At 62.9% G+C, this 13773-nt stretch carries 13 protein-coding genes, 1 tRNA gene and 1 pseudogene; 5 read left to right on the top strand and 10 right to left on the bottom strand.

Annotation, left to right across the window (positions count from 1 at the left end):
- Positions 1 to 158 precede the first annotated feature (158 nt).
- The gene (locus tag IVB18_RS48875; RefSeq protein ID WP_247987157.1) at positions 159 to 1124 is read left to right on the top strand and encodes a Bug family tripartite tricarboxylate transporter substrate binding protein; all 966 of its coding nucleotides are present in this window, start codon (positions 159 to 161) and stop codon (positions 1122 to 1124) included.
- 135 nt (positions 1125 to 1259) lie between these two features.
- Here IVB18_RS48875 and IVB18_RS48870 read toward each other — a convergent pair whose 3' ends face one another.
- The 3 genes from IVB18_RS48870 to IVB18_RS48860 all read right to left on the bottom strand — a co-directional run bounded on the left by IVB18_RS48870 (position 1260) and on the right by IVB18_RS48860 (position 4613).
- Positions 1260 to 2894 carry an alkaline phosphatase family protein gene (locus IVB18_RS48870; RefSeq protein ID WP_247987156.1) on the bottom strand — a complete coding sequence of 545 codons (1635 nt, stop codon included), beginning with the start codon at positions 2892 to 2894 and terminating at the stop codon, positions 1260 to 1262.
- A gap of 110 nt (positions 2895 to 3004) precedes the next feature.
- Positions 3005 to 4045, bottom strand: coding sequence for a GTPase ObgE (obgE, locus tag IVB18_RS48865; RefSeq protein WP_247987155.1), 1041 nt, complete (start codon positions 4043 to 4045; stop codon positions 3005 to 3007).
- Between the two features lie 85 nt (positions 4046 to 4130).
- Positions 4131 to 4613 carry a MaoC family dehydratase gene (locus IVB18_RS48860; RefSeq protein ID WP_247987154.1) on the bottom strand — a complete coding sequence of 161 codons (483 nt, stop codon included), beginning with the start codon at positions 4611 to 4613 and terminating at the stop codon, positions 4131 to 4133.
- Between the two features lie 120 nt (positions 4614 to 4733).
- Here IVB18_RS48860 and IVB18_RS48855 point away from each other — a divergent pair, with 120 nt between their 5' ends.
- Entirely contained in the window at positions 4734 to 5648 is a 915-nt protein-coding gene (locus tag IVB18_RS48855) for a DMT family transporter (protein WP_247987153.1), read from the top strand.
- A gap of 203 nt (positions 5649 to 5851) precedes the next feature.
- On the opposite strand, the gene IVB18_RS48850 is transcribed toward IVB18_RS48855, so the two are convergent.
- The 3 genes from IVB18_RS48850 to rplU all read right to left on the bottom strand — a co-directional run bounded on the left by IVB18_RS48850 (position 5852) and on the right by rplU (position 7345).
- A complete protein-coding gene (locus IVB18_RS48850; protein ID WP_247987152.1) occupies positions 5852 to 6445 on the bottom strand; it encodes a GNAT family N-acetyltransferase in 594 nt (197 codons plus the stop codon).
- A 143-nt stretch (positions 6446 to 6588) separates the two neighbouring features.
- The gene (rpmA, locus tag IVB18_RS48845; protein WP_045004325.1) at positions 6589 to 6858 is read right to left on the bottom strand and encodes a 50S ribosomal protein L27; all 270 of its coding nucleotides are present in this window, start codon (positions 6856 to 6858) and stop codon (positions 6589 to 6591) included.
- A gap of 97 nt (positions 6859 to 6955) precedes the next feature.
- Positions 6956 to 7345 carry a 50S ribosomal protein L21 gene (rplU, locus tag IVB18_RS48840; protein ID WP_247987151.1) on the bottom strand — a complete coding sequence of 130 codons (390 nt, stop codon included), beginning with the start codon at positions 7343 to 7345 and terminating at the stop codon, positions 6956 to 6958.
- Between the two features lie 329 nt (positions 7346 to 7674).
- On the opposite strand from rplU, the gene IVB18_RS48835 reads away from it, so the two are divergent.
- Positions 7675 to 8829 carry an ROK family protein gene (locus IVB18_RS48835; protein WP_247987150.1) on the top strand — a complete coding sequence of 385 codons (1155 nt, stop codon included), beginning with the start codon at positions 7675 to 7677 and terminating at the stop codon, positions 8827 to 8829.
- 189 nt (positions 8830 to 9018) lie between these two features.
- On the opposite strand, the gene IVB18_RS48830 is transcribed toward IVB18_RS48835, so the two are convergent.
- Positions 9019 to 9882 carry an alpha/beta hydrolase gene (locus tag IVB18_RS48830; RefSeq protein ID WP_247987149.1) on the bottom strand — a complete coding sequence of 288 codons (864 nt, stop codon included), beginning with the start codon at positions 9880 to 9882 and terminating at the stop codon, positions 9019 to 9021.
- Positions 9883 to 10015: 133 nt separating this feature from the next.
- On the opposite strand from IVB18_RS48830, the gene IVB18_RS48825 reads away from it, so the two are divergent.
- Positions 10016 to 10105: transfer RNA gene (locus IVB18_RS48825), tRNA-Ser, on the top strand.
- 88 nt (positions 10106 to 10193) lie between these two features.
- Here the strand turns inward: IVB18_RS48825 and IVB18_RS48820 are convergent.
- Both IVB18_RS48820 and IVB18_RS48815 read right to left on the bottom strand, forming a co-directional pair.
- Entirely contained in the window at positions 10194 to 10982 is a 789-nt protein-coding gene (locus IVB18_RS48820) for a nuclear transport factor 2 family protein (protein WP_247987148.1), read from the bottom strand.
- Positions 10983 to 11314: 332 nt separating this feature from the next.
- Positions 11315 to 11968 (bottom strand): hydrolase, encoded by a 654-nt coding sequence (locus IVB18_RS48815; protein WP_247987147.1) that lies wholly within the window; start codon positions 11966 to 11968, stop codon positions 11315 to 11317.
- Between the two features lie 152 nt (positions 11969 to 12120).
- Between IVB18_RS48815 and IVB18_RS48810 the strand changes: the two genes are divergently transcribed.
- Positions 12121 to 13014 (top strand): LysR family transcriptional regulator, encoded by an 894-nt coding sequence (locus tag IVB18_RS48810; RefSeq protein ID WP_247987146.1) that lies wholly within the window; start codon positions 12121 to 12123, stop codon positions 13012 to 13014.
- Between the two features lie 135 nt (positions 13015 to 13149).
- Here IVB18_RS48810 and IVB18_RS48805 read toward each other — a convergent pair.
- Positions 13150 to 13761, bottom strand: a pseudogene (locus IVB18_RS48805) (ATP-binding cassette domain-containing protein); the annotation flags it as partial.
- Positions 13762 to 13773 lie beyond the last annotated feature (12 nt).

Raw genomic sequence — 13773 nt, 5'->3', positions numbered from 1 at the left:
ACGGCGGAGCGAGAGGCGGCGCCGATAAGGCCTGCTTTTGCAGCAGGACGATGGCCGGCGCAAGGCGGCCGGCACGCTAAACGGCACCAACGTCGGCCTTGTCCGGGCCGCCCGCCTGGCTCTAATTGCCGCCAACCATCATGGGTTGGAGGAAACGAATGGATCGCCGCGATTTCATCGCCGGATGTCTGGGGCTGCCGCTGCTCGCGGAGGCGGCCGGGGCGCGAGCGCAGGCCGGGCTGACCAAGATCATCTTTCCGTTCGCGGCGGGCGCTGGCGGTGACACGCTGTGCCGCCTGATCGCGCAGGAAATGGCGCCGGTGCTGCAACGGACCATCGTGGTCGAGAACCGCACCGGCGGCGACGGCCTGATCGGCATCAAGGCGGTGAAGGGCGGCAGCCCCGACGGAAGCATGGTGTTGGTGACGACGGGCCCCACCATGTACCTGCTGCCGATGGTGGAGACGACGCCGAGCTTCGACACGGCCAAGGATTTTGTTCCGGTGTCGCTGCTGGCGCGGTTCGAATTTGCGCTCGTGATCAGCTCGGCGGTCGATGCCACGGATTTCAAGTCATTCGTGGCATGGCTGAAGGCGCATCCCGACAAGACGTCGTTCGGGGTGCCCAGCAACGGCACCATTCCGCATTTCGCCGGCTCGAAGCTGGAGAAGGACCTCGGCATTCCCTTGACCCGCGTGCCCTATCGCGGCAGCGCGCCCATTCTCAACGACCTCGTCGGCGGCCATCTGCCGTTTGGGATCACCACGCTGGCCGATGCGCTGCCGCAGCATCACGCGAAGGGCATAAGGATCATCGCGGTGAGCAGCGCGGAACGTTCGCCTTTCGCTCCGGAGGTGCCGACCTTGAAGGAGAGCGGCATCGATCTCGTCGCGGACGCCTGGTACGGCATGTGGCTTCCCGCCGGCAGCCCGCCGGAGTTTGCGAGCAAGCTCGGCGCGGCCGCAAGTGCCGCGCTTGCCAAACCCGACGTGAAGGAGAAGCTCACCGCGATCGGTCTGATCCCGGTCGGCAGCACGGCGGACGGGTTGGCCCAGGAGCTCGCCGCGAACACAGCCTTCTGGCAGCCTATCGTGAAGGCGACGGGGTACAAGATCGAGAATTAGTCTTCGATGGCACCACACATGCCGTCGTCATGGCCGGGCCTGTCCCGGCCATCCACGCGCATCTGCGATTAAGGCGAGACGTGGATGCCCGGGACAAGCCCGGGCATGACGAGTGAGAGAGCCTTACTCTCTCACTCACAACTTCCCGCGCTGCTCGATTCCGTCGCGGATCGACGCAAGCTCGGCTTCGTCCCAGACGCCGATCAGGATGCCGCCCTTCACCTGGAGCTGATTGTCGGCATAGGCCGCGATCTTCTCGCGGGGCGTGGTGATGTGATCGTTGGGATGCAGCGCCCAGTCGAATAGCTCCGCCTGCAATCGCGCGATAACAGCTGCGCACTCCGGATCCTCGCCGCGATCGACGAACTCTTCGGGATCAGTTTCGAGATCATACAGCATCGGGCGGAAGCCGGAGGCGTGGATGTATTTCCAGCGGCCGTCGAACACCATGAACAGGCGGCAGCGCTCGATTGGCTGGTTCAGCTTCAGCCGCACATCCTGCATGGCGTAGTCGTATTCGGAGAACGCCACCTTGCGCCAGTCGGACGGCGTCGGCCCGCGCAGCAGCGGCAGCAGCGAGCGTCCTTCGAGGATGTGGCCGGGCACCTTACCGCCGAAATAGTCAACGAAAGTCGGCGCCAGGTCGATTCCTTCCACCAGCGCGTCGCTGCGCGCACCGCGCGTGGCGTCGGCCTCTTTCGATGGATCGATGACAATCAGCGGGATCTTCGCCGATTGTTCGTGGAACAGGTCCTTCTCGCCCATCCAGTGATCGCCGAGATAATCGCCATGATCGGACGTGAACACGATCATGGTCGTCTCCAGCAGACCGCGCTCCTCCAGAAACGTCATCAGCACGCCCATCTGGTCGTCGATCTGGGTGATCAGGCCCATATAGGTCGGGATCACCTTCTCCCGCGCATCATCACGCGCCATGTTGCGGGAGTAGCGCATGTCCATATAGGCGCCGAACACCGGATGCGGGCTCTCGCGCTCGCTCTCGGAACGGATCACCGGCAGCATGTCGGCCGTCGAATACATGCTGGCGTAGGGTTCAGGCGCGATATAGGGCCAGTGCGGCTTGATGTAGGACAGATGCAGGCACCACGGCTTGCCGTCGGTCTCGGCCTCGCTGATGAAATCCATCGCGCGACGCGTCATGTAAGGCGTCTCGGAGTGTTCTTCCGGAACGCGCGCGGCCTTGTCGGCGTGCACCAGCAGCCAGCCGTTCTGCAAGGCGCCGTCGTCGGCGGCGGCGGAATTGGCCCAGTGCTCCCAGGGATTCGTCGATTCCAATCCCTGTTGGCGCAGATAGTCGTCGTATTTCGGGCGCGGCCGTCCCGTCGGATGCAAGCCGTCGTCGCGCTCATAGGGCTCGAAGCCGCATTCGGCGACATGCACGCCGATGATCGACTCCGGCGGGATGCCGAGCGCCTTCATGCCTTCGAGGTCGGGCGCCATGTGGGTCTTGCCGACCAGCACGTTGCGCACGCCGATTTTCTTGAGGTGATCGCCGAGCGTGGGCTCGCCGACGCGCAAGGGCCAGCCGTTCCAGTGTGAGCCGTGCGAGCGCATGTAGCGTCCGGTGTAGAACGACATCCGCGACGGGCCACAGATCGGCGACTGCACGTAAGCCTTGGTGAAGAGCACGCCGCGCTTCGCCATGGCGTCGATGTTCGGCGTCTTCAGCGTGGGATGGCCGGTACAGCCGAGATAGTCATAGCGAAGCTGGTCGCACATGATCCAGAGGACGTTCTTCGCGCGCGCCATGCTTCGCCCCGCCGTTTCCTGATGGTTCGATGCTGCGCTATCGCGCCAGCCGAGACAAGCGGTCAAGGCAAGCGCGACGGTATCAGGCCGACCAAATCAAACCGACTAAATCAAACTGACCAAGGCTCTGCCTCGGCCGCGCTCTTCGCCTTGGCGGAGACCGGACTCTCGCCGATCACCTCCGCAAGCGCGCGGAGCGCTTCCTTGACGCCCTGGCCGGTGGCGCCAGCCATGAGCAGCGGCGTCTTCTTTGCGGCGCGCTTCAGCCGGTCCTTCTGCTTCTTCAATTCGTCGGGTTCGACCGCGTCGATCTTGTTCAGTGCGACGATCTCGATCTTATCGGTCAGCAGCCCGCCATAGGCGTCAAGCTCCGTGCGCACCGTCTTGTAGGCTTTGCCGGCATGCTCGCAGGTTGCGTCGACGAGATGCAGCAGCACGCGGCAGCGCTCGACATGACCGAGGAAACGGTCGCCGAGGCCCGCGCCTTCGTGCGCGCCCTCGATCAGGCCGGGAATGTCGGCCAGCACGAATTCGCGGCCGTCGGCATTCACGACGCCGAGCTGCGGATGCAGCGTGGTGAAGGGATAATCGGCGATCTTCGGCTTGGCCGCGCTGACCTTGGAGAGAAACGTCGACTTACCAGCATTGGGCAGGCCGACCAGGCCGGCGTCCGCGATGAGTTTTAGCCGCAGCCAGATCCAGCGCTCCTCGCCGGTTTGGCCGGGATTGGCGTTGCGCGGCGCGCGGTTGGTCGACGACTTGAAATGCGCGTTGCCGAAGCCGCCATTGCCACCCTCGGAGAGCACGAATTTTTCGCCGACATTGGTGAAGTCGTGGATCAGCGTCTCGCGGTCTTCGTCAAAGATCTGCGTGCCGACAGGCACCTTCAGCACGATCGCCTTGCCGTTGGCGCCGTGGCGGTCCGAGCCTGCGCCGTTCTCGCCCTTCTGGGCCTTGAAATGCTGCTGGTAGCGGTAGTCGATCAGCGTGTTCAGCCCGTCGGCGACCTCGATGATGACATTGCCGCCGCGGCCGCCATTGCCGCCGGAAGGACCGCCGAATTCGATGAATTTTTCGCGGCGGAACGCCACGCAGCCGTTCCCGCCATCACCGGAGCGGATATAGACCTTTGCTTCGTCAAGGAATTTCATGGGCCATAGGTAGGCCAGCCGGGCAGGCGCGGCAACCCGGACTTACCCGCAAATCGGCGGAATTTCCGCGATTTTAGGCCCTTGCTTAACCCGCCGGCCGGCGGCGGATCAGGAATTTCTGCATGCCCTCCAGCACCAGCTCCTTGCGCTGGTTGTACACGGTGCTCGTCAGCGTCACCACGCCGGTCGAGCGGCCCGGCTCCAGCTCGGTGACTTCGAGTGCCGGATAGATCGTGTCGTCGGCAAACACAGGCTTGAGGAACCGGCTCGACTGCTCGAGGAAGCCGACCAGGGACTCCTCGACCATGAATGGAAACAGGCCCGCGCCGGGTGCGGTGTGGATCAACGTCTGGAAGCCGTGGGCGAGCAGATGCGGCATGCCGCGGCTGCGGCAATATTCCACGTCGTAATGCACCGGATGGGTGTCACCGCTCGCGGTCTGGAACGCCGCGAACACCGCCGAGGTCTGGGTCCGGCTCGGCAGCACGAAGCGCTCGCCGACGACGAAATCCTCAAACCAGCGTTGCGTGCGGATCATGCGATGCTGGGTCGGGTCGAAATCGATCATGCTGGTGCTCTCTGGACGATGAGGCGCCTATCGCTACCGCGACGCGAAGAATGCGACAATCCGTTCAATTCGTTCAACCCGGGCTTGTCCCGCGCGTCCGCGCCATTACAACGGCGCTCGATGCCTCTGTTCAAGAATCTCTCCGCCTATGACGAGCGCTCGGCGCGACTGGCCGGCATCGCGCTGATGGTGCTGTCGATCTTCATGTTCTCGTTCGGCGACGCCATGGGCAAGTTCCTGGTCGGGACTTATTCGGTGGGGCAGCTCCTGTTCCTGCGCGCCTGCGCGGCGCTGCTGCTGCTGTCGCCGATGATGTGGCGGCAGCGCCATGACTTCCTGCGCCTGGAGCGGCCGTGGCTGCAGCTGTTTCGCGTCACGCTGTCGACGCTGGAAGTGGCCGCTTTCTTTCTCGCCACCGTCTATCTGCCGCTCGCCGACGTCATCACCTATTATCTCGCCGGTCCCATCTTCGTCACCGCGATGTCGGCGATCTTCTTGGGCGAACGGGTCGGCTGGCGGCGCTGGACCGCGATCCTGATCGGCTTCTGCGGCGTGCTGATCGCGCTGCGGCCGTCGGCGCAGACGGTCAGCCTGCCGGCGCTGATCGCGCTCGGCGGCAGCCTGTCGTTTGCAACCTTGATGCTGATCACGCGCAGCTTGCGCAAGACGCCCGACATCGTGATGGCATCCTCGCAATTCGTCGGCACGTTCCTGCTCGGCGCCGGGCTGTCGGCGTTCCGCTGGGTGCCGCCGACCGCAGGCAGCCTCGCGATCTTCGCGCTGGCGGGATGTGTCTCGGTGACCGCGCTGTTCTGCGTCAACCGCTCGCTCAAGCTCGCACCGGCCAGCGTCGTGGTGCCCTATCAATATTCGATGATCGTCTGGGCCGTGATCTTCGGCTTCGTCGTGTTCGGCGACGTGCCGCAGGTCGCCACCATCGTCGGCGCCGCCATCATCATCGGCGCCGGCTTCTACATCTATCTGCGCGAGCGCGATCTCGGCCGCGGCGATGCGCAGGTGAATCCGCCGGCGTGAGCGCTCCGCCGTCGTCCCGGGGCGCGTGGAGCGCGAGCCCGGGACCTATACCCACAGGGAGTGGTTTTGCGAAAACTCGGGGTGGGCGTCTCGCGCACAACTCTTCCCTGGGGTTATGGATCCCGGCCTTCGCCGGGACGACAGTTGTGATTGTGGCGCCGCCTATGCCTATCCTTACAGGTGATGAGGCAGCGCCCGTGCCGCTACCTCATCCTTCTTGCGCTGCTCCAGCTCTTCAGCGACGCCCACACGCCGCGCGAGAGGCGGAAGCAGTCGACGGGTGTGGAGGATCCCAGCGCCAGGAAACGGTGCAGCTGGACGCCGCTCCACTGGAAGCCGCACTTCTCCAGCACCTTGCGCGAGTCTGGGTTGGTGACGCGCGCGCCTGCATAGAGGTGATCGTCTTCGAACTCCTCGAAGAAGAAGTCGATCGCGCCGCGCGCGGCTTCGGTGGCAAAGCCACGGCCCCAATGTTCGACGCCGAGCCAATAGCCGAGCTCTGCATTGTCAGGCGTCGAGCAGTCGATCCCGACCATGCCCACCGGTGCGTTGTCATGCTCGATCAGGAACACGGTTTCGCTGCCGAGTTCGGCGGTGGCGCGGATGAATTCGACCGCGTCGTCGGACGAATAGGGATGCGGCAGGCGGCGGGTATTTTCCGCGATGCGACGGTCGTTGGCGAGGTGAGCGATGGTCTTGACGTCGGCGAGCGACGGGCGGCGCAGCGTCAGCCGCTCGGTGGCGACGACGCTCGGTCTCGCCTCGCGCAAGGTCGTGCTCGAAAAATCCTGCAACATGTTCCGGCTCCGTCAACATCACCAATTCAAACGAAAGATTAGTCAAACGAAAGGGGAGGCCGGTTTCCCGCCTCCCCTGGAGCCTATTTATGGACTCGGCCGGTTCGGTCAGGACCCGGCGGACTCCAAATTTGATCCACCGTCTATTCAGCCGCCTCAGCGAGCGGGAGCACCGATACGAAGGTGCGGCCGTTGGCTTTGGCCTGGAACGTGACGCGACCCTCGACCTTGGCGAACAAAGTGTGGTCCGTGCCCATGCCGACATTAAGGCCGGGATGCCAGGTGGTGCCGCGCTGACGCGCAATGATGTTACCGGGGATCACAACTTCCCCGCCGAACGCCTTGATGCCAAGGCGCTTGCCCTTTGAATCGCGACCGTTGCGCGATGAACCGCCTGCTTTTTTGTGAGCCATGGCTCGTCTCCGAAATCCTGCGTATGTCTAGATCAATTCCTTGACGGAATCATTTCACATTTTCTCACGCATCAATTCGTGAATTGGCGTGATCAAGTTATGCGGCGTCGGCTTCCTCGGCCGTTTCCTTCACGACCTTTTCCCGCTTCGGACGCGGGCCCTTGGTGGGCTTGGCGTTGTCGGTCAGGATCTCGCTGACGCGCAGCACCGTGATCTCGTCGCGGTAGCCGCGCTTGCGGCGCGAATTCTTGCGGCGGCGCTTCTTGAACGCGATGACCTTCGGTCCGCGCTTGTGGTCGAGCACCTCGACTGCCACGGACGCACCTGCGACCGTCGGCAGACCCAGGACCGGCGTGTCGCCGCCGACCACCAGAACTTCATTCAACAGCACGATCGAGCCGACTTCGCCTTCGATCTTGCCGACTTCCAAGACATCATCCGGAACGACGCGGTACTGCCGGCCGCCGGTTTTGATGACTGCGAACATCGTTTTCTTCCTTCGTGTTCAATCCCGGCCTCGCGACAGGATGTCCGGGCCGGCTTTTTGTCAGTCGCTATGGGTTTTTGCGAGTTCTGCGCGGGTGGGGAGTTATCCCTTTGAAAAACCACGCAAAAACAAGCGGCGCGAGAAACGCCCCGCGCCGGTTGCGGGACTTATAGCCGCCGGACGCCGGGAGTCAAGGAAAACCGCCGGAAAAGGCCCGGATTTGAAGGATTTGGGCCGCTTCCAGGTCTGGAATGAATCTCTGCCCGCGCTGCAACCAACGGGTTCCCTCGCCGTTGTCCCCCGGATTTCGCACGCGGGCAAGGGCACCCATGGCAACGGGCGAACTGGTCGCGACGACGGGCATCGCGCAGCACGGTGCGAGCCGGCTGCCGTCGGTCGACGTCGACAGCTTCAACATCGAGATGAAGGACGAGGACGGCTTTCTCGGCGACCGCGCCAGCAAGAGCGCGTTCCGGGACATTCTCGAGCGCTGGCGCAAGCCGCTGCGCAAGACCGGCGAGGATCCGTTCGGCAAGGAGCCGTCGGAGGAGATCAGCAAGAAGACGCTGGACGCCATCCTGGTCGGCGACGACACCGAGGCCTCGGCGGTGGTGCACAGCGCGATCGAGGAATTCGCCCAGGAGCTCGCCCAGGTGACGCGGCGCTTCCTGAAGACCAAGGCGTGGGCCAAGACCGAGCGGATCGTGGTCGGCGGCGGCTTTCGCGATTCCAGGCTCGGCGAGCTCGCGATCGCGCGCACCGAGATCATCCTGAAATCCGAGGACTTCAAGATCGACATGCTGCCGATCCGTCATCATCCGGACGAGGCCGGTCTGCTTGGCGCACTGCATCTGGCGCCATCCTGGATCTTCGAGGCCCATGACAGCATCCTCGCCGTCGATATCGGCGGCACCAACATCCGCTGTGGCGTTGTGACGACCAACTGGAAGAAGGCAAAGGACCTGTCGAAGGCTTCAGTTTGGAAATCCGAGCTGTGGCGTCATGCCGATGACGAGCCGACCCGTGAAGGCGCGGTGAAACGGCTCGCGAAAATGCTGAAGGGGCTGATTGCGCAGGCCGAGGAAGAAGGCTTCAAGCTGGCGCCGTTCATCGGCATCGCCTGTCCCGGCGTAATCAACGAGGACGGCTCCATCGAGAAGGGCGCGCAGAACCTGCCGGGCAATTGGGAGAGCAGCAAGTTCAACCTGCCGGCGAGCCTGATCGAGGGCATCCCGCAGATCGGCGAGCACGACACCGCGATCCTGATGCACAATGACGGCGTGGTGCAGGGCCTTTCGGAGGTGCCATTCATGCAGGACGTCGAGCGTTGGGGCGTGCTCACCATCGGCACCGGCCTCGGCAATGCGCGTTTCACCAACCGCCGCAAGGATGGCGGCAATGGCAAAGACCGGGACTCTACGGAGAACGGCAAGGAAGCCAGCAAGAAGAAGGGCAAGAACGACAACAAGAACGACAAGGAGTAACCTTGACTGGTTAGGTTAAGGAGCGGATTGCATTGCGAGACGGTGCGCACACGCTACGGTCGAATTGTCGCCTCACCTGGCCGGCGAAGCCGCCCTTCCTGGTCAGCATTGTAATGAGCGGCACGGGACCGCCAGTATTTACCGCGTCTGGCGGTCCCACCCCCTCTTTGGTTTAGATTTTCTGGGAGCTCAGCTCCAGCTGATCCGTTGAAAGAATGCCGCGATCTCAGTTGCCGCGCGGTCCGGATCCTCGCGATGCGGGAAGTGTCCGACGTCGGGAAACATCGCGAGATCGAGTTCGCTGAAGGTCTCCCTCAGCCGGTCGGTCCAGGCATAGGGAAACAGCGGATCATGTTCGGCCCAGCGCACGCAGGTCGGCACAGTGATCGGCGGAAGCGTCGGTGCTTCGCCCTTCATCATAGCGATGCGCCCCGCATGCGCGGCGCGATAATACGCAAAGCCGCCGGCAAGATTGCCGTCCTTGAAGAAATTATCGGCGAAGTCGTCGAGGACGTCATCGAAGGCGTCCTTGCGGTGGGCCCAGCCCTTCAGGAAATGACTGACATAGAGCCGGCAGTTTTCGCGACTCGCGCCGACGAGCCGCACGGCCATCTCCATCTGGTGGAAGGACTGGTACCAGATGTGGTTGAGCCGGTCGGGCGCCGCCATGCGCGGCCCGACACCGGGATAGACGAAATCGAACAAGAACAGCCCGGCGAGCCGGTCCGGCGTCTGCCGGGCCAAGGGCTGCATGACAGCGCCGCCAACATCGTGGCCGACGACGCCGAATCGCGTGATACCGAGCCCGTCCATCAGCGCCAGCATGTCCGCCGCGTGGCCGTCCGACCCATATGGGCCGTCCGGCTTGTCGCTGTCGCCGAAGCCGTGCAGATCGGGCGCGATCAGCATGAAACGGTCCGCCAGCCGGGCCATAACCGGCTCCCAAGTCAGCCAGAATTCCGGCCAACCATGCAGCAAAAGCAGCGGTTTGCCCCGCCCGCAGCGGGCCAGGTGGAAGTTGGCGCCGTTGGCCCTGATCGTGAGATGCTCCATGGCAGTTCCCCGGGGGGTGAAGGTGAGGGGCGAAGAGGTGGCGGATTTTCGTCGTTCGCGCCTTGTCTGGCCCGCCATCCTCGCCTATTACACGCCCCGACCACAGGGGTTCCTGCCCCTCATCGGCACTTCAGGAGAGGTGGCAGAGTGGTTGAATGCACCGCACTCGAAATGCGGCATAGGTGCAAGCCTATCGGGGGTTCGAATCCCTCCCTCTCCGCCATTAGCCGCCGATTGCCGCACAAGTTGCTACGAGGCATGTTTCTCGCACTCCCGACCGGGTGGGACAGTCCTACCGGTATAACCGCCGATCACACGCCAGAGTCCGCTTCGTCTCTGCTTGGGCATGAATGGATTGCCACCCATGCCGTTCCCGGTTGAGTGCGATGCGCTCCTTCCTCGGGATCGAACATCGAGATGCCGCCAAGGGCCGCCATTACCGGCACTTCGTTCTGTAGCACGTCCCAATGCTCGGCTAGCTTGCCGCCCTCAACCCGAAAGAGATCGATCACCACCTGCGGTTCGTCTGCCCAGCCGCGGATGCGGCCGTGGATGGCGACGAAATCGCCTTCAGCGACGATTAGGCCGGGCTCGTAGTAGACGGCCTGCGATACGTCAGCGACGAGCGCCTGCAACGCCTCGCGACCTTGGGGAATGTTGGGATTGTGTTGGATGTAATTTGGAGCGTAGAGGCGTTCCACTGCCGATGCATCATGACGCTGGAACAGAGAGGTCATCGCCTCGATCACCAGCGCCTTATTGCGCTGGGGACGATCATCGAAGGCACGATCAGCGGGTCGAGTAACCGCAAATGTCCCGGTCATTCGCAGAAACTGACCGCTAGGCGGCGTAGCGTACGAGTAGATCAGACTGCGATCGTAGTCTCGAACATTCGTGACTGTCGTACCGTCCTTCTCCTGCCAGCTTACAGCGAAGATGCTGTTGCCGAGTGGTACGACTTGAATATCGACGATCTCGATCCGAGCGAATGGCCCTTCCTTGATCTCGAACTTCAACTGCGTAACTGATAGTAGCGTCAGACTAACTTGAAAGTTCGGATAGGAGACATCCATTTCCAAACCGATGGGGAAACGATCCATCGATATTTTCATGTTCCTTTTTTTGCGGTGATGGATAGCTCAGCGCAGCCGGCTGCAGTCGCGGGAAATGGTTGGATGGAGTGCTCGACCACGCGCGTCCTGAGCCCACTGAAATCCGACGCTAGACTAAAGCAATTCGCTAGGTTGGGCTAAGGCGCGCCTGGCCTCGAACCTCCGCGTGAAGAAAGCAGCGCGGCTGGTGGTCGTTGATCATGCCGACCGCGTGCATTAAAGCATGGACGGTCTTCCTATTGAGAGGGGATGACGAGGCTCGATAAGCGATCAGCTTTTTCGCAACGCGCCGCTCGAGAATCTCTGCATCCCCGCTCAAATCAACGAGCGGTGCTCGGCACTGGCGTGTTGAGCAACTGCTGCTCCCACAGGAACGCGATGCCGCTACCGCCGGCATGCTGCGTGATCACTTCCGTCAACGCGACGGCTTGATCGGTCCGAGCCCAGTCGCGCTGCCATTCGGCCGCCAGCGCCAGCCAGGTCATCATGTTCGCGCCAGCGGCGATCATGCGCTTGATGGCGACCTCGTGTGCCTCGACCGAAACGGCGCCGGACGCATCGGTGATCACCGTTACATCCCAACCTTCGCCGAGGGCCTGGATCGTCGGCATCGCGACGCATACCTCGGTCCACAGACCAGCGATGATCAGCTGCTTGCGGCCCGTGGCCTTGACCGCGTCCACCACCTTCTGATCCTCCCAGGTGTTGATGAACGTCCGGTCGATCACTTCCTGGCCCGGGAAAACATCCGTGATCTGAGGGAAGAGGAGACCACCCCGCTCAGCGATCACGGTGGTCAGGATCGTGGGGACACCGAAGGCCTTAGCGGCCTTCGCCAGACCCGTCGTATTGTTGATCACCATCTGCGGTTCGTGGCTGTTCACGTTCGCGAGTTGGTAAGGCTGGTGGTCGATCAGAACGAGTACCGAGTCTTCGGGACGAAGAAGCGAAGCAAGGCCGTTACGAAAGGTCATTATTACATCCTTTGCTGCCGTTGTGAGCGGCATTGGTTTTGCGGGAGACATGCGCCAGCGGCGACGTTGCCTGAAACCAGCATTGCCGTTCCTATTCGAGATGCGGTAGCACCCTTTGATGGCAAGCTGTGTCGCGGAAAGGGGAACGCTAAATGGACATCGAAGAGCTGCAGACCTTCGTAGAAGTGGCTGATGCTGGGGGAGTTTCGCCTGCTGCGCTCCGGCTCGGCGTCTCCAAGTCAATCGTCAGTCGGCGGCTCTTCCGGCTTGAAGCGGAACTTGGTGTCCAGCTTCTTGCACGGACCACCCGGGGCGCCGCTCTCACGGAAGCAGGGGCCACGTTCCGAGATTATGCAGCTAGAGTCTGCGCCGAGATCGACGTGGCCAGGGAAACGATCCTACCCGCCGGTGACCTTCGCGGCCGCTTGCGAGTTGCCGTGCCGCTTTCTTTAGGCCCGACTCACTTCGCTCCCATCCTCGCGGAAATGGCGCGCCGCCATCCCCAGCTCCAAATCCACACGTGCTACAGTGATCACTTCGTCGATCTCATCACAGAGGGTTATGATTGTGCGATACGGGTTGGCTATCTTCAGGACTCCAACTTGATCGCAAGACGCGTCGGACCAATCTATGGGAAGTTCGTCGCGAGCCCGGACTACATCAAGGCGCATGGGTCGCCCGAGACGCCGGAGGAACTCGTCGGTCATGACGCTCTCATGCAGGGCACCGAAAGCTGGCAACTCATGGATGGCGACAAGATCATCACGGTTCGTCCGGAGGGGCGCTTCAAGGCGGACAACGGCACCGCTCTCGCCGCCGCAGCGGCAGCAGGGCTCGGCATCGCGTGCCTCCCCGATTGCCTCATCCATGAATATATAGCTTCCGGTGCGCTCATGCCGGTCATGACGCGTCATCCACCACCTCCGGCCGGTGCATATGTCATCCGCCCGCCAGGTCAGCATCCCGCACGGAAGATACGGGTCCTCACCGAATTGCTGATTGAATATTGCGAACCGGCTCCGCACCTCGCGGGTGTCGATCGCTAAAGCACGAACGGCGCGAAGCCAATCCCGACTTCATAACAGCCGATGCGGGTGGGATCGAGGATAGATCCTTAACCATCACGCCAGATCAATCAGGTCTGCTTGGCGGACATGGATCTCCACAGCGCGGGGCGAGTTTCACGCCACGCCGGCCGGCTTCTCCAAATCCGCCCAGATATTCGCAAAATAATCCTGAAACGCCGCATCGGTCCGTAGCGCGGCCGGATCGCGGCCGGCGCGCGGCAGGTCGATCACGTGCCACGCGCGCACCGTCGCGGGGCGCGCGCTCAGCACCAGCACGCGATCGGCCATGGCGATGGCCTCGCCAATGTCGTGGGTGACGAGAATGGCGCTCTTGCCGCACTCGGCGATGATGCGGGAGACGTCGGCCTGCATCAGCAAACGGGTCTGGAAATCGAGCGCCGAGAACGGCTCGTCGAGCAGGATCACCTCGGGATCGAAGGCGAGCGTGCGCATGATGGCGACACGCTGGCGCATGCCGCCGGAGAGCGCCGCGGGTTTTGCGTGCTCGAAGCCGGCCAAGCCATAGGCCTTGATCAGCTCCAGTGCGATTTCGCGCGCACGGGCCTTGGGTGTCTTTAGGACCTCGAGGCCCAGCATGACGTTGTCGAGGACGCTGCGCCACGGCAGCAGCAGATCCTTTTGCAGCATGTAGCCGACATGGCCGGCGGCATCGCCGACGCGCCGGCCGCCGACCTCGACATGGCCGCGGGTCGGCCGCAACAGGCCGGCGGTTTGCCT

It is taken from the genome of Bradyrhizobium sp. 186 (genome assembly GCF_023101685.1).
In the GTDB taxonomy this organism is placed as follows: Bacteria; Pseudomonadota; Alphaproteobacteria; order Rhizobiales; family Xanthobacteraceae; genus Bradyrhizobium.
The sequence above is the reverse complement of the archived record's forward strand: the minus strand, read 5'-3'. Positions and strand labels throughout refer to the sequence as shown.

What these genes read in the sequence shown, in the direction of transcription:
- IVB18_RS48875 (WP_247987157.1), top strand. Translation starts at nt 159, where the DNA reads ATGGATCGCCGCGATTTCATCGCCGGATGTCTGGGGCTGCCGCTGCTC.
- IVB18_RS48870 (WP_247987156.1), bottom strand. Translation starts at nt 2,894, where the DNA reads ATGGCGCGCGCGAAGAACGTCCTCTGGATCATGTGCGACCAGCTTCGC.
- obgE (WP_247987155.1), bottom strand. Translation starts at nt 4,045, where the DNA reads ATGAAATTCCTTGACGAAGCAAAGGTCTATATCCGCTCCGGTGATGGC.
- IVB18_RS48860 (WP_247987154.1), bottom strand. Translation starts at nt 4,613, where the DNA reads ATGATCGATTTCGACCCGACCCAGCATCGCATGATCCGCACGCAACGC.
- IVB18_RS48855 (WP_247987153.1), top strand. Translation starts at nt 4,734, where the DNA reads ATGCCTCTGTTCAAGAATCTCTCCGCCTATGACGAGCGCTCGGCGCGA.
- IVB18_RS48850 (WP_247987152.1), bottom strand. Translation starts at nt 6,445, where the DNA reads ATGTTGCAGGATTTTTCGAGCACGACCTTGCGCGAGGCGAGACCGAGC.
- rpmA (WP_045004325.1), bottom strand. Translation starts at nt 6,858, where the DNA reads ATGGCTCACAAAAAAGCAGGCGGTTCATCGCGCAACGGTCGCGATTCA.
- rplU (WP_247987151.1), bottom strand. Translation starts at nt 7,345, where the DNA reads ATGTTCGCAGTCATCAAAACCGGCGGCCGGCAGTACCGCGTCGTTCCG.
- IVB18_RS48835 (WP_247987150.1), top strand. Translation starts at nt 7,675, where the DNA reads ATGGCAACGGGCGAACTGGTCGCGACGACGGGCATCGCGCAGCACGGT.
- IVB18_RS48830 (WP_247987149.1), bottom strand. Translation starts at nt 9,882, where the DNA reads ATGGAGCATCTCACGATCAGGGCCAACGGCGCCAACTTCCACCTGGCC.
- IVB18_RS48820 (WP_247987148.1), bottom strand. Translation starts at nt 10,982, where the DNA reads ATGGATCGTTTCCCCATCGGTTTGGAAATGGATGTCTCCTATCCGAAC.
- IVB18_RS48815 (WP_247987147.1), bottom strand. Translation starts at nt 11,968, where the DNA reads ATGACCTTTCGTAACGGCCTTGCTTCGCTTCTTCGTCCCGAAGACTCG.
- IVB18_RS48810 (WP_247987146.1), top strand. Translation starts at nt 12,121, where the DNA reads ATGGACATCGAAGAGCTGCAGACCTTCGTAGAAGTGGCTGATGCTGGG.